Here is a 14923-nt window from a genome sequence, read left to right on the forward strand (position 1 = left end):
AGCGTCATTGAGCGCAAGCCAGTCTGTATCAGTAAGCACAAGTGCCTCAGCTTCGTTGAGTGGCAGCCAATCTGTCTCAACAAGCGCAAGTGCTTCAGCGTCAATGAGCTTGAGCCAGTCTGTCTCAGTAAGTGCCAGTGCTTCAGCATCAGTAAGCTTGAGTCAATCTGTTTCAATAAGCGCAAGTGCTTCAGCGTCATTGAGCGCAAGCCAGTCTGTCTCAGCAAGCACAAGCACTTCAGCATCAGTAAGCTTGAGCCAATCCGTTTCAACAAGTGCAAGTGCCTCAGCATCATTGAGCCTTAGCCAATCCGTTTCAGCAAGCGAATCAGCTTCAGCGTCATTGAGCTTGAGCCAGTCTGTCTCAGCAAGCGAATCAGCTTCAGCGTCATTGAGCGCAAGCCAGTCTGTCTCAGCAAGTGCCAGTACTTCAACCTCAATGAGCGCAAGCCAGTCTGTCTCAGCAAGTGCCAGTGCTTCAGCATCAGTAAGCTTGAGCCAATCCGTTTCAACAAGTGCAAGTGCCTCAGCATCATTGAGCCTGAGCCAATCAGTTTCAACAAGCGAGTCTGCTTCAAGCTCATTGAGCTTGAGTCAATCAGTTTCAACAAGCGAGTCTGCTTCAAGCTCATTGAGCACTAGCCAGTCAGTCTCAGTAAGTGCCAGTGCTTCAGCATCGTTGAGCCTGAGCCAATCCGTTTCAGAAAGCACAAGTGCTTCAGCGTCAATGAGCTTGAGTCAGTCAATTTCAGCAAGTGCAAGCGCCTCAGCTTCGTTGAGCTTGAGTCAATCAGTTTCAACAAGTGAGTCAGCCTCAGCTTCGTTGAGTGGCAGCCAATCTGTCTCAGCAAGTGCCAGTGCTTCAGCATCAGTAAGCCTGAGCCAGTCTGTATCAGCAAGTGAATCAGCTTCAACTTCATTGAGCACCAGCCAGTCTGTCTCAGCAAGCACAAGTTTGAGTACTAGCCTCAGTGCCTCAATTAGTGCGTCAGATTCAGCAAGTACCAGCTTGAGCACTAGCCTCAGTGCCTCAATTAGTTCAAGCGACTCATCAAGTACAAGTTTGAGCACTAGCCTCAGTGCCTCAATTAGTGCCTCAGATTCATCAAGTACCAGCTTGAGCACTAGCCTCAGTGCTTCAATTAGCGCATCAGATTCAGCCAGCACCAGCTTGAGTACAAGCCTCAGTGCCTCAATTAGTGCGTCAGATTCAGCCAGCACGAGCCTGAGCACAAGTCTAAGTGCCTCACTCAGTGCCTCAGATTCAGCCAGCACCAGCTTGAGTACAAGCCTCAGTGCCTCAATTAGTGCGTCAGATTCAGCAAGCACAAGTTTGAGCACAAGTCTCAGTGCATCAATCAGTGCCTCAGATTCAGCCAGCACCAGCTTGAGCACGAGCCTCAGTGCCTCACTCAGTGCCTCAGATTCAACAAGTACCAGCTTGAGTACTAGTCTAAGTGCCTCAATTAGTGCCTCAGATTCAGCCAGCACGAGCCTGAGCACAAGTCTAAGTGCCTCACTCAGTGCCTCAGATTCAGCCAGCACCAGCTTGAGTACAAGCCTCAGTGCCTCAATTAGTGCCTCAGATTCAGCAAGCACAAGTTTGAGCACAAGTCTCAGTGCATCAATCAGTGCCTCAGATTCAGCCAGCACCAGCTTGAGCACAAGTCTCAGTGCATCAATCAGTGCCTCAGATTCAACAAGTACCAGCTTGAGTACTAGTCTCAGTGCCTCAATTAGCGCTTCAGATTCATCAAGCACCAGCTTGAGTACAAGCCTCAGTGCTTCGATCAGTGCCTCAGATTCATCAAGCACCAGCTTGAGCACGAGCCTCAGTGCCTCAATTAGTGCTTCAGATTCAGCAAGTACAAGTTTGAGCACAAGTCTAAGTGCTTCACTCAGTGCCTCAGATTCAGCAAGTACAAGTTTGAGTACGAGCCTCAGTGCCTCAATTAGCGCTTCAGATTCAGTAAGTACAAGTTTGAGCACGAGCCTCAGTGCCTCAATTAGCGCTTCAGATTCAGCAAGTACCAGCTTGAGTACGAGCCTCAGTGCCTCAATTAGTGCAAGCGACTCATCAAGCACCAGCTTGAGTACAAGCCTCAGTGCCTCAATTAGCGCCTCAGATTCATCAAGCACCAGCTTGAGTACAAGCCTCAGTGCTTCAATTAGTGCCTCAGATTCATCAAGCACAAGTTTGAGTACGAGCCTCAGTGCCTCAATTAGTGTTTCAGATTCATCAAGCACGAGCTTGAGCACTAGCCTCAGTGCCTCAATTAGTGCTTCAGATTCATCAAGCACCAGCTTGAGTACAAGCCTCAGTGCTTCACTCAGCGCCTCAGATTCATCAAGCACCAGCTTGAGTACAAGCCTCAGTGCTTCAATTAGTGCCTCAGATTCAGCAAGCACAAGTTTGAGTACGAGCCTCAGTGCCTCAATTAGTGTTTCAGATTCATCAAGCACGAGCTTGAGCACTAGCCTCAGTGCCTCAATTAGTGCTTCAGATTCATCAAGCACCAGCTTGAGTACAAGCCTCAGTGCTTCACTCAGCGCCTCAGATTCATCAAGCACCAGCTTGAGTACAAGCCTCAGTGCTTCAATTAGTGCCTCAGATTCAGCAAGCACAAGTTTGAGTACGAGCCTCAATGCCTCAATTAGTGCTTCAGATTCATCAAGTACCAGCTTGAGCACGAGCCTCAGTGCATCAATCAGTGCAAGCGACTCAGCCAGCACAAGTTTGAGCACCAGCCTCAGTGCCTCAATTAGTGCTTCAGATTCATCAAGCACCAGCTTGAGTACGAGCCTCAGTGCCTCAATTAGTGCCTCAGATTCAACAAGTACAAGTGTAAGTACCTCTACATCGCTTAGTGATAGCCTTTCAAGCAGCTTGAGTACAAGTGTGTCACAAGAGTCAAACTCATTCAGCTACAGTAAGGGTGATCCAACCAGCGAGTCTAAGCCAGAGTTTAACCTGCCAAGCTACCTCGCATCTGTAAGTGCAAGTACTTCAGCTTCTGTAAGTGATAGTCAGTCTATCTCTACTTCATTGAGTACAAGTGCAAGCATTTCAGGTTCAATCAGTGCCAGTCATGCCATCGCCGACGATTCACTTTCAGCAAGTGCCTACTTGAGCATGAGTGTTTCTGCTTCATTGAGCACATCTGAAAGTGTGTCACTGAGTGATAGCGCAAGCATCTCTACTAGTCTGTCTGAAAGTGCAACTGTATCTAGTGCGACAAATCACTCTCAAGCACCTAAGCCACAGCCTGCACAACCAGAAAAAGTCAAGGTTACTCCAGACACTAAAGCTTTGCCAAATACAGGAACTGCCAATAATCCATTAGCAGCGCTTGGATTAGGAATAGCAACGTTGGCATCAGCCTTTCTTAAGAATAAAAAGAAGAAAGAATCAACATCTGATGTGAATTTGGAAGACTAATCTTAAAACCTAGCTAAAATGATACCAGCACTTTAGCGATGGAAAGCAAATCCCAGATAGCCATAGGCTATCTGGGATTTTTGCTTTTTGCATGCATAGAATGTGAGTTATGCTGAGATAAAAGATAAACTGGGCAATTTAGATGTTTTGAGCCTGAGACTAGAAAGCGATGAACCAAGCTAAATATTTTGAAATTTAGCTCTTCCTGCTTGTCTTTTATTGTGGTGAGAGGGGCTTGCCGCCTGTTCTAGTTTGCTCTTGAGTATGAAGAAAATAAAAGTTTCAAAATGAGCAAAAATAATTCAATTCTTTTTTAGAAAAGGCTTGTGAGATTAGGCTGGATGTTTTAAAATAGTATAGGAGATTATCCGCTATTTATTTTTCGGAGGAAAAGAAATGTCCATTAATTGGCAAGAAATTATATTTAGCTTTTTAGGAGGCTTGGGGCTGTTCCTGTATAGTATTCGTATGATGGGGGACGGCTTGCAGCAGGCAGCGGGAGACCGACTGCGCTATTTCATTGATAAGTACACGAGCAATCCTTTTTTAGGTGTGCTAGTTGGGATCGGGATGACAGCCCTAATCCAGTCTAGTTCAGGTGTGACGGTGATTACAGTTGGGCTGGTTAGTGCGGGGCTGTTGACCCTGCGTCAGGCTATCGGGATTGTTATGGGGGCCAATATTGGTACGACCGTGACTTCCTTCATCATTGGTTTTAAGTTGGGTGATTATGCACTTCCCCTGCTCTTTATCGGTGCGGTTTGCCTCTTTTTCACCAAAAATCGCTCTGTTAACAATATCGGGCGCATCTTCTTTGGTGTTGGCGGGATCTTTTTCGCCCTAAATCTCATGAGTGGAGCCATGGAGCCGCTTAAAGATCTGCAAGTCTTTCGCGACTATATGGTTCAGCTGAGTAAAAATCCAGTTTTAGGTGTCTTTGTCGGAACGGGTTTGACCCTGCTCATCCAGGCATCATCAGCGACTATTGGTATTCTACAAAATCTCTATGCCAGCAATCTCATTGATTTGCATGGAGCCTTGCCTGTTCTCTTCGGTGACAATATCGGAACGACGATTACAGCGATCATCGCTTCCTTGGGTGCTAATATTGCAGCCAAGCGTGTTGCTGGCGCCCATGTGGCCTTTAACGTTTTGGGGACAATCATCTGTATGATTTTCTTGTTGCCTTTTACATCGCTGATTCAGTGGTTTGAGACAGCCTTACACTTGTCACCAGAAATGACCATTGCCTTTGCCCACGGAACTTTTAATATTACCAATACCATTATCCAGTTTCCTTTTATTGGCTTTTTAGCATATTTGGTTACCAAGTTGATTCCGGGTGAGGATGAGACCGTTAAATACGAATCTCTCTACCTAGATACGATTTTGATTGACCAAGCGCCATCATTGGCTCTGGGAAATGCTAAAAAGGAACTCCTTCACTTGGGTGGCTACGCGGCTAAATCTTTCGAATTGGCCTATGATTATATTATTAATTACGAAGAAAAATCAGCTGAGAAGGGCCATAAGACTGAGGAAGCTATCAACGCTATTGATGATGAATTGACTCGCTATCTGATTGTCCTATCTGGTCAGCAGCTCAATCCAAAAGAGAGTGAAGTCTTGACCAGCATTCTGGACTCTAGTCGTGATTTGGAGAGAATCGGTGACCACTCAGAAGCTTTGTTGAATTTGACAGACTACTTGCACCGCAAGAAGGTGGAATTCTCACCGGCTGCCTTGGAAGAGTTGGAAAACATTTATCAACTGACCTTGGACTTTATCAAAGAAGCTTTGACTTCTGTGGAAACAAATGATGTAGAATTGGCCAATACTTTAGAAGCCAAGCATGCAGCTATTGACAAGCTAGAACGCAGCCTGCGCAAGACCCACATTGCCCGTCTCAACAAGGGAGAATGTACGCCTCAAGCTGGGGTCAACTTCATCGATATTATTTCCCACTATACCAGAGTTGCTGACCACGCCATGAATTTGGCTGAGAAAGTACAGATGGAACAAATTTAAGACAGAAAGAGGCTGGGACAGAAGTCCTAGCCTCTCAATTGTCTTTGGATTGTCGAGTAAGACGCAGTGGTTGAGTGGGCTCTACTACGCTGATTTCATCAGCTTTTACAGCCCTACTCAACTGTGCGGAGGTGGGACGACGAAATTGAATTCTAACGAATTCCCGATTTCTGTCCCCCTCTCTTTTCTTGCTTTACATAATATAATAAATTTTTCCAAAAAAGAGGTATAGACCATTTACAAATAAAATAGAAAGCGTTATAATAGAGTCAATAGAAATAGAACAAGAGGAGGCAGTCAAATGCCTAAATATATAAAAGCCGATCAGTTCTTCTACCCTCAAGGGATTCGCAAGGGTGGATTTTTGGAAGTGATTGATGGAAAATTTGGAAAATTAGTACAGGAAGTCCCTGCGGATGCGGAAGTGGTGGATTACACAGGCTACTCTGTCGCACCGGGTCTGGTGGATACCCATATCCATGGTTTTGGTGGGGTCGATGTCATGGACAATAACATCGAAGGTACCCTCCATACCATGAGTGAAGGTCTTTTGACGACTGGGGTGACCAGTTTCTTGCCGACTACGCTGACATCATCTTACGAGCAACTCTTGGCTGTGACAGAAAATATCGGTGCTCGCTATCAAGAAGCAAGTGGTGCCAAGATTCGCGGTCTCTACTTTGAAGGGCCTTACTTCACTGAAAAGTACAAGGGTGCCCAAAACCCAGCCTACATGAAGGACCCTCGTATGGATGAATTTCGTGCTTGGCAAAAGGCAGCCAATGGCCTGCTAAATAAAATTGCTTTGGCACCTGAGCGTGATGGCGTGGAAGAATTTGTCCGCACCATCACTGATGAAGGTGTGACAGTTGCTTTGGGGCACTCTAATGCGACCTATGACGAAGCAAAGGCAGCAGTAGAAGCAGGAGCCAGTGTCTGGGTACATGCCTACAATGGTATGCGAGGCTTGACCCACCGTGAGCTAGGTATGGTTGGGGCTATGTACGAGCTGCCCCACACTTATGCAGAGTTGATTTGTGATGGTCACCACGTAGATCCCAAGGCCTGTGATATTTTGCTCAAGCAAAAGGGCCATGAACATGTAGCCCTCATCACAGACTGTATGACTGCAGGTGGGCTAGAAGACGGCGACTATATGCTGGGAGAATTTCCAGTGGTGGTAGCCAATGGCACAGCTCGTCTCAAATCGACTGGCAACTTGGCAGGATCAATCCTGCAGCTCAAAGACGGTCTGAAAAATGTAGTTGAATGGGGCATCGCAAATCCTCACCAAGCAGTCATGATGGCCAGTCTCATACCAGCAAAATCCGTCCACATTGACGATGTCTGTGGCCAGATCAAGGAAGGCTATGATGCTGACTTTATCGTGCTGGACAAGGATTTAGAGCTGGTTGCTACTTATCTGGATGGCGAAAAACGCTTTGAAGCTGCCTCCAGTGTTCTTTAATTGAGTCTCCTTATATTTTTAGAAAGGATGGGGTAACCTGTCCTTTTTAATGTGGGGTTGCTGCTTTTTCCCTAGGATTTGCTAGAGGGACTTAGGCAAAGCTAGAATAGTTGGTGCAACTAGAAAGTCTCTGAGAAATTTTTCTTAACAGATGGTAGGGCTTTCTCAATGAAAGAGAAGATGTTATAATAGGGTTATCACAGACGAGGAGGACAGGATGAAAAAGATTGATTATAAATTTATGGGAATGGGCTTGGTGTTCCTCTTCTTTGGATTGCTACTGCATCGTTTCTTGATATTTATTGCTGGGTTGGCCTTTATCATTTACAGCTTTTTCAGCCGAGGCATGGCTCCAACCAAGGAAAATATCTTTAAGCCAAAATTGTCCAAAAGAAAGAAAAAATAAGGAGAACAGATATGCAAAATTATACCCTTAACAATGGCGTCAAGATTCCAGTCTTAGGCTTTGGTACTTGGAAGGCTCAGGACGGAGAAGAGGCTTATCAGTCAGTCTTAGCCGCTCTTAAGGCTGGCTATCGCCATATTGATACGGCAGCTATCTACAAGAATGAGGAGAGTGTTGGTCGAGCAATTAAAGACAGCGGCATTCCGCGTGAAGAGCTCTTCATCACAACTAAGCTCTGGAATAGCAAGCATACCTATGAAGAGGCCTTAGAAGCCTTTGACAGCTCTATGGAGCGGTTGGGGCTGGATTATCTGGATCTCTACCTCATCCACTGGCCAAATCCTAAGCCTGTACGAGAAGACGGGGCTTGGCAAAAGCGCAATGCAGAGGTTTGGCGGGCTATGGAAGACCTCTATCAAGCTGGTAAGATCCGAGCGATCGGCGTCAGCAATTTCCTGCCTCACCACCTAGAGGCTCTCCTAGAAACAGCGCGCGTCACTCCAGCCGTCAACCAAATCCGCCTAGCGCCAGGTGTCTATCAGACAGAGGCAGTGGACTTCTGCCGTGCCCATGATATCCTCCTTGAAGCTTGGGGACCATTTGGCCAGGGCGAACTCTTCCAAAATCCAGCCGTGCAAGCTATGGCAGATAAGTATGGCAAGACCGTTGCCCAAATCGCTCTAGCTTGGAGCTTGCAGGAAGGCTTCCTGCCTCTGCCTAAGTCAGTCACTCCGAGTCGGATTGCTAGCAATCTGGACTGCTTTGACATTGAATTGAGTCCAGCTGACCTAGAGATTCTCAAAAATATCAGCGGTTTGGAAGGCGGAGCACCTAATCCAGATGGGATGGATTTTTAAGCGATAGACGAACATCTTTTTAGTTGAAATCAAGCTACTCGATATGTTAGTTATTAGTCTTTAATGAAGTTTTATAGTGACCTAGGCCTCGGCCGGTCACTTTTCCTATAGTTTCGTGGCAACTTAGGTCTCAGCCGGTTACTTTTCCTATAGAATAATGGCAACTTAGGTCTCGGCTGGTTACTTTTCCTATAGATTCATGGTAATCTAGGCCTCGGACGATCTTTTCATTGCTATTTATAAGAACCATCGCCCCTCGGCCATTTGTCGTCAAAAACAAGTGCCAGATGAGGGTCTCTCAAGAGACTATAGTTTCTTGAAAAGAAGAATTAGTTTTTATAGGTTCTTTTGAGGATTATAAGGGTATTGCTATTGCAGTTATACCGAATCGGAAGTTATGATTTTTTATCATAGGTTTAAAACAAAAGTATTGATAAAATATGGTTACAAAGCATAGTTGTCTATTTCGCTAACCTTGCTAATCTTATTAGTTCTCACAAAGATAAAAACTGTCCTCATTGGCACCAATAAGGGCGCTATTTTCGAATTATATAAATGAGTCCCCTTTTGAATATTTCAAAGGGGACTTATCAGTATTTGATAACTTAAAAGTATTTACTTTCGATAGCTTTTGAGTTATAATAAATTCGAAAAGAGGATGCTTTTTGCACACTATTTATTTTTATAAAGATAAACATGGGAATCAACCAGTTTTGGACTATATGAAGGAGCTGGCTAGTCTCAATAGCAAGGATAGCCGGATCAAACTCAATAAGCTCAATGACTATATCGAGCTCTTGAGTCAACAGGGAACTCGTGCCGGTGAGCCCTACATCAAGCATCTAGAGGCAGAGATTTGGGAGTTAAGACCCTTACGGGATCGGATTTTGTTTGTGGCTTGGATAGATGGAAGCTTTGTCTTACTGCATCATTTTGTTAAAAAGACGCAAAAGACTCCCAGACGGGAGATCGAGAAAGCCAAACGTGAGTTGCAAGATTTGAAAGAAAGAGGGCTAAAAGATGAAGAATAGTGCCATCGGTAGTAATTGGAAAGAAGCGAGAGCAGAGCTTTTCACTAAGGAAGAAATCCTAGAAAGTGATCTGCGGGTAGCGATTATGACAGAGTTGATCGAGGCCAGACATGAAAAGGGCATTAGCCAAAAGAAGCTTGAAGAACTCAGTGGGGTCAGTCAACCTGTCATCGCTCGAATGGAGACAGGAAAGACCAACCCTCAATTGGATACGGTATTGAAAGTATTAGCAAGCCTTGGCAAGACCCTAGTCGTCGTCCCACTAGAGCAAGAAAAGGCTTAATAGAAAGTAAGAAATAAATATTAGAGAAACAAGTCAAACTTACCAGAGGCTTTGTCTAATCCATGCCATAGAGCCAGCTTAGATACACTCTGATTAAAAACCACACCCCAATCGTTAGATTTAATGTCTAACTTTTGGGGTGTGGTTTTTAATTATAAATTGCTTTATTTATCAATACAATTTCAAATCACGAGGGTCAACTGGGAAGGTTGGATTGTATGGATTGTGGCGTAGTTTGAAGTGTTTGACATCTTCGATGGTCTGAGTTCCAGATAGTTGCATAACGGTTTTTAGTTCAGCATTTAGGTGTTCAAAGACTTGGCGAACACCAACGCTACCTCCAAGGGCTAAACCATAAATGACAGGACGTCCAATGGCTACCAAGTCTGCTCCTGAAGCCAAGGCTTTAAAGACGTGTTGGCCGCGGCGAATACCAGAGTCAAAGACAATCGGTACCCGTTTATCAACTGCTTCAGCGACTTCTTGAAGCGAGTCAAAGGCAGCTGGTCCACCGTCGATTTGGCGACCACCGTGGTTGGTTACCCAGATTCCAGAAGCACCTGCGGCAAGCGAACGTTCGACATCTTCACGGCATTGAGGGCCTTTGACATACACAGGGAGCCCTGAGTATTCAGCGATAAATTCTACATCTCGTGGCGACAGGCGTTGTTTCGCTGATTTGTAGACAAAGTCCATGGACTTACCAGCACCTTCTGGTAAATATTCTTCAACGATCGGCATGCCAACTGGGAAAACAAAACCATTGCGCTTATCGACCTCACGATTGCCTCCTACAGTCGCATCCGCAGTTAAGACAATGGCTGTGTAGCCTTCTGCCTTGACACGATCCATGATATGGCGGTTAATGCCATCATCTTTGCTGAAGTAAAATTGGAACCAGTGCGGTGTTCCTTGGAGGGCTTGAGAAATTTCTGGAAGATCAACAGTGGAGTAGGAGCTGGTTGTATAAAGAGAGCCAAACTCATGTACACCACGCGCAGTAGCCACTTCCCCCTGTTCATTTGCTAATTTATGGGCTGCAACAGGCGCCATGATGATTGGTGAAGACAGTTTTTCTCCTGCAAATTTAATCTCAGTGCTTGGATTTTCCACATCACAGAGTGTATGAGGAACAATGAGTTTATGATTAAAAGCTCTAATGTTCTCGCGTAAAGTGAACGTGTCCTCAGCTCCGCTCGCGATGTAGCCAAAAGCAGCTTTAGGAATGACTTGCTGCGCAATGGGCTCCAGATCATAGGTGTTGATAAAATCCACGGGGCCTTCGGCATTGCTTGTTTTGTATGACATAAAATGTCCTCCTTGATAAAAGTAAACGTTTACTTTTTTGATTTACAGGAACATCTTAACTCTTTTTCATGTCATTTTCAAAAATTTTGTCTGGAAGTTTCAGATTGCGATAGAGATGATAAATATTTTTTATCATTGTGATAGAAAATACATATTATCCAAACATGTCTTTTAGTGCTACAATAGCTGTATTATTCCTAGATGGGAGGTTCTCTTTTGGATTGGTCCATTGTTGAACAATATCTACCATTATATCAAAAGGCATTTTTTCTAACCCTGCATATCGCAGTTTGGGGCATTTTAGGAGCTTTTCTAGTTGGCTTACTTGTTAGTATTATCCGACATTATCGCATCCCTGTTCTGGCACAACTAGTCACAGCTTATATTGAATTGTCGCGAAATACGCCTCTTTTGATCCAACTCTTCTTTCTCTACTTCGGGCTTCCTCGGATTGGGATTGTCCTTTCCTCAGAGGTCTGCGCCACCCTTGGTCTCATCTTTTTAGGAGGCTCTTATATGGCAGAATCCTTCCGAAGCGGGCTAGAAGCAGTTAGTCAAACCCAGCATGAGATTGGCTTAGCGATCGGTCTGACACCCGCTCAAGTTTTTCGCTACGTGGTCTTGCCACAAGCCACAGCAGTGGCTCTGCCATCCTTCAGTGCCAATGTGATTTTCCTGATCAAGGAAACCTCTGTCTTCTCTGCGGTTGCTCTAGCCGACCTTATGTATGTTGCTAAGGACTTGATTGGGCTTTACTATGAGACAGACATTGCACTGGCTATGTTGGTAGTGGCCTATCTTATTATGCTCCTACCTATATCATTGCTTTTTAGTTGGATAGAAAGGAGGCTCCGCCATGCAGGATTCGGGAATACAAGTACTCTTTCAGGGAAATAATCTCTTGCGGATCTTACAGGGATTGGGAGTCACGATTGGGATTTCCATCCTCTCTGTCCTCTTATCCATGATTTTCGGTACGGTCATGGGAATCATCATGACCTCTCATTCTAGAGTCATTCGTTTCTTGACACGTTTTTATCTAGAATTTATCCGTATCATGCCCCAGCTGGTGCTACTCTTCATTGTTTATTTCGGCTTAGCTCGAAACTTTAATATCAATATATCGGGAGAGACTTCTGCAATTATCGTTTTTACACTCTGGGGAACAGCTGAAATGGGGGACTTGGTACGCGGAGCTATCACTTCCCTTCCTAAACATCAGTTTGAAAGCGGACAGGCGCTGGGCTTAACGAATTTCCAACTTTACTACCACATCATCATCCCGCAGGTCTTGAGAAGACTGCTTCCGCAGGCCATCAATCTCGTTACCCGGATGATCAAAACGACTTCTCTGGTTGTTTTGATTGGAGTCGTTGAAGTTACCAAGGTGGGACAGCAAATCATCGATAGCAATCGCTTGACTATTCCAACAGCTTCCTTTTGGATTTATGGAACCATACTGGTTCTGTATTTCGCAGTTTGCTTTCCTATTTCCAAATTATCCACTCACTTAGAAAAACACTGGAGGAACTAAATGTCTGATACCATATTAGAAATCAAGGATCTAAAAAAATCCTTCGGAGACAATCCCATCCTCCAAGGACTTTCCCTAGAAATCAAAAAAGGGGAAGTAGTGGTTATTCTAGGACCATCTGGTTGTGGGAAAAGCACCCTCCTTCGCTGTCTCAATGGCTTGGAAACCATTCAGGGTGGAGATATTCTTCTGGATGGCCAGTCCATTATTGGAAACCAGAAAGACTTTCACTTGGTTCGTCAAAAGATTGGCATGGTCTTTCAAAGTTATGAACTCTTTCCCCATCTGGACGTTTTGCAGAACCTTATCTTAGGTCCTATCAAAGCACAAGGACGGGATAAGAAAGAAGTGACGGAAGAAGCCCTACAATTATTGGAACGCGTCGGACTGCTCGATAAAAAACACAGTTTCGCTCGCCAATTATCTGGTGGTCAGAAACAACGGGTTGCCATTGTCCGTGCCCTGCTCATGCATCCAGAAATTATCCTCTTTGACGAGGTGACGGCTTCGCTTGATCCAGAAATGGTGCGTGAGGTCCTCGAACTCATCAACGACCTAGCTCAAGAAGGTCGTACCATGATCTTGGTGACCCACGAAATGCAGTTTGCCCAAGCCATTGCGGACCGGATTATCTTCCTCGACCAAGGGAAGATTGCCGAAGAAGGAACGGCTCAGTCCTTCTTTACCAATCCACAAACCAAACGAGCACAAGAATTTTTAAACGTTTTTGACTTTAGCCAGTTTGGCTCATATTTATAAAGGAGATTCTTATGAAACTACTCAAATCACTCTTAACTATTTTGGCACTTGCCTTTGCCCTTATCTTTGTTACAGCTTGTGGTTCAGGCGGAAATTCTACTTCTTCATCTGGCAAAACCACTGCTAAAGCTCGCACTATTGATGAAATCAAAAAAAGTGGTGAACTTCGAATTGCTGTATTTGGAGACAAAAAACCTTTTGGTTATGTAGACAACGACGGTTCTTACCAAGGTTATGACATCGAACTGGGAAATCAGCTGGCTAAAGACCTCGGTGTTAAGGCAAAATACGTGTCTGTTGATGCTGCCAACCGTGCGGAATACTTGATTTCTAACAAGGTGGACATCACACTTGCCAACTTTACCGTCACAGACGAACGTAAGAAACAAGTTGACTTTGCCCTTCCATACATGAAGGTTTCACTGGGTGTTGTGTCTCCTAAGAAAGGTGTCATCACAGATGTTAAACAGCTTGAAGGCAAGACTTTGATTGTCACAAAAGGAACTACCGCTGAAACTTACTTTGAGAAAAATCATCCAGAAGTTAAACTTCAAAAATACGACCAATACAGTGACGCCTACCAAGCTCTTTTGGATGGACGTGGAGATGCCTTCTCGACTGACAATACTGAAGTTCTAGCTTGGGCTCTTGAAAATAAAGGATATGAAGTGGGAATTGCTTCGCTTGGTGACCCAGATACTATCGCGCCAGCAGTCCAAAAAGGAAACAAAGAGTTGCTTGATTTCATCAATAAAGACATTGAAAAATTGGGCAAGGAAAACTTCTTCCACAAGGCTTATGAAAAGACTCTTCACCCAACCTACGGTGATGCTGCAAAAGCAGATGACCTCGTCGTTGAAGGTGGAAAAGTAGAGTAGAAGCGTTGGTCAAGTAGAACAATCTGCCTTAAAAAATGAACCGCATCTCAATAGTTAGACAGAAAAAGTCTAGCAGTTGAGGTGCGGTTCAAATTATGTTTGTTTGATTTATTTTATTTCTACAAGTAGAGCTCAGTTAGCTTGTGGGCTACACCGTCTTGGTCGTTGGTGAGTTCAAGCTGCTGGTCGGCATAAGGCAGCAGGGTTTCGCTGGCATTTTTCATGGCATAGCCTGTTCCTGCAAATTCCAGCATTTCAGTATCATTATGCTCGTCACCAAAAGCAATTAGGTCCTTGCGATCGACATTGAGGATATTGAGCAGGTACTGGAGGGCGAAGGCCTTGTTAACACCTTTAGGACCGCACTCAAGGATATTGAGCGGACCGCCCCAGGTATTGATGGAGAGTTCATGCTGGTAAAAGGCATTCATCTCTTCAGCCAGAGCATATTTGTCTGTGGCATGAGTTTGCAGCAAAATAGCATTTGGATTTTTAGTGACCAGCTGGGCTTGAAATTGATTTTCTGGCTTAAAGTTATCAATGCCAAAGAGCTTGGGATCTGCGATTTCTTCGTTTGTATTGGTGATGTAGAATTTCTTACGGTATTCACCAGCGATGAAATCGGCTTCAATTTCTTCTTTTCGTTGGACCATATCCAGCAAAAAGGCTTTGTCTACCGTCAAGGATTGCTCAAATTCCCACTTTTTCTCAGGAATATGGGTCAAAGAGCCGTTGAAATTTATCATGGGAGTATTCAGCTCTAACTCTTTATAGAAATCCAGAGCCATGCGGTAAGGACGGCCAGTTGTGATGATGACCTTGTGCCCTTTAGCCGATATTTTTTTGATAGTTTCTTTGGTAAAATCAGAAATCTTACTCTCAGAATTGAGCAAGGTTCCGTCCAAATCTACAGCAATTACTTTATTCGTCAT

The 14923-nt window shown here is 44.6% G+C and carries 15 protein-coding genes and 1 pseudogene; 11 read left to right on the plus strand and 5 right to left on the minus strand.

Annotation, left to right across the window (positions count from 1 at the left end):
• The 3 genes and pseudogenes from FZ954_RS12095 to FZ954_RS12105 all read right to left on the minus strand — a co-directional run.
• Positions 1–275: pseudogene (locus FZ954_RS12095) on the minus strand (hypothetical protein); the annotation flags it as partial.
• A 27-nt stretch (positions 276–302) separates the two neighbouring features.
• The gene (locus FZ954_RS12100; RefSeq protein ID WP_316246109.1) at positions 303–632 is read right to left on the minus strand and encodes a hypothetical protein; all 330 of its coding nucleotides are present in this window, start codon (positions 630–632) and stop codon (positions 303–305) included.
• Positions 633–786: 154 nt separating this feature from the next.
• Positions 787–2787 (minus strand): hypothetical protein, encoded by a 2001-nt coding sequence (locus FZ954_RS12105; protein ID WP_316246110.1) that lies wholly within the window; start codon positions 2785–2787, stop codon positions 787–789.
• A 112-nt stretch (positions 2788–2899) separates the two neighbouring features.
• Between FZ954_RS12105 and FZ954_RS12110 the strand changes: the two genes are divergently transcribed.
• From FZ954_RS12110 to FZ954_RS07325, 7 genes are all read left to right on the plus strand, one after another.
• Positions 2900–3439 carry an LPXTG cell wall anchor domain-containing protein gene (locus FZ954_RS12110; RefSeq protein ID WP_316246111.1) on the plus strand — a complete coding sequence of 180 codons (540 nt, stop codon included), beginning with the start codon at positions 2900–2902 and terminating at the stop codon, positions 3437–3439.
• Between the two features lie 396 nt (positions 3440–3835).
• On the plus strand, positions 3836–5467 hold the full coding sequence (locus FZ954_RS07295; RefSeq protein ID WP_148877887.1) for a Na/Pi cotransporter family protein: 1632 nt from the start codon (positions 3836–3838) through the stop codon (positions 5465–5467).
• 301 nt (positions 5468–5768) lie between these two features.
• A complete protein-coding gene (nagA, locus tag FZ954_RS07305; RefSeq protein WP_148877888.1) occupies positions 5769–6935 on the plus strand; it encodes an N-acetylglucosamine-6-phosphate deacetylase in 1167 nt (388 codons plus the stop codon).
• A 217-nt stretch (positions 6936–7152) separates the two neighbouring features.
• The gene (locus tag FZ954_RS07310; RefSeq protein WP_125388213.1) at positions 7153–7341 is read left to right on the plus strand and encodes a hypothetical protein; all 189 of its coding nucleotides are present in this window, start codon (positions 7153–7155) and stop codon (positions 7339–7341) included.
• Between the two features lie 11 nt (positions 7342–7352).
• Positions 7353–8198 (plus strand): aldo/keto reductase, encoded by an 846-nt coding sequence (locus tag FZ954_RS07315; protein ID WP_148877889.1) that lies wholly within the window; start codon positions 7353–7355, stop codon positions 8196–8198.
• Between the two features lie 665 nt (positions 8199–8863).
• Positions 8864–9229 (plus strand): type II toxin-antitoxin system RelE/ParE family toxin, encoded by a 366-nt coding sequence (locus tag FZ954_RS07320; RefSeq protein WP_048763986.1) that lies wholly within the window; start codon positions 8864–8866, stop codon positions 9227–9229.
• Positions 9219–9512: a helix-turn-helix domain-containing protein gene (locus tag FZ954_RS07325; RefSeq protein WP_125373894.1), complete on the plus strand. Its 294-nt coding sequence runs from the start codon at positions 9219–9221 to the stop codon at positions 9510–9512. Before FZ954_RS07320 ends, FZ954_RS07325 begins: the two co-directional genes overlap by 11 nt.
• Before the next feature lie 171 nt (positions 9513–9683).
• On the opposite strand, the gene lctO is transcribed toward FZ954_RS07325, so the two are convergent.
• Complete coding sequence (gene lctO / locus FZ954_RS07330) at positions 9684–10820, minus strand: L-lactate oxidase (protein WP_148877890.1); 1137 nt, start codon at positions 10818–10820, stop codon at positions 9684–9686.
• Positions 10821–11036: 216 nt separating this feature from the next.
• Between lctO and FZ954_RS07335 the strand changes: the two genes are divergently transcribed.
• Genes FZ954_RS07335 through FZ954_RS07350 form a run of 4 tightly spaced genes read left to right on the plus strand, consistent with a single transcriptional unit; the run spans position 11037 to position 13991 of the window.
• Positions 11037–11717 (plus strand): amino acid ABC transporter permease, encoded by a 681-nt coding sequence (locus tag FZ954_RS07335; RefSeq protein ID WP_148877891.1) that lies wholly within the window; start codon positions 11037–11039, stop codon positions 11715–11717.
• Positions 11677–12354, plus strand: a complete 678-nt coding sequence (locus FZ954_RS07340) for an amino acid ABC transporter permease (protein WP_148877892.1) — start codon at positions 11677–11679, stop codon at positions 12352–12354. Before FZ954_RS07335 ends, FZ954_RS07340 begins: the two co-directional genes overlap by 41 nt.
• A complete protein-coding gene (locus FZ954_RS07345; protein WP_005591017.1) occupies positions 12355–13113 on the plus strand; it encodes an amino acid ABC transporter ATP-binding protein in 759 nt (252 codons plus the stop codon).
• An 11-nt stretch (positions 13114–13124) separates the two neighbouring features.
• A complete protein-coding gene (locus FZ954_RS07350; RefSeq protein WP_148877893.1) occupies positions 13125–13991 on the plus strand; it encodes a cysteine ABC transporter substrate-binding protein in 867 nt (288 codons plus the stop codon).
• Between the two features lie 119 nt (positions 13992–14110).
• Here FZ954_RS07350 and FZ954_RS07355 read toward each other — a convergent pair whose 3' ends face one another.
• Positions 14111–14923 (minus strand): Cof-type HAD-IIB family hydrolase, encoded by an 813-nt coding sequence (locus FZ954_RS07355; protein WP_148877894.1) that lies wholly within the window; start codon positions 14921–14923, stop codon positions 14111–14113.

Origin of the sequence: Streptococcus sp. Marseille-P7375 (assembly GCF_902460365.1) — a bacterium.
GTDB lineage: Bacteria > Bacillota > Bacilli > Lactobacillales > Streptococcaceae > Streptococcus > Streptococcus cristatus_I.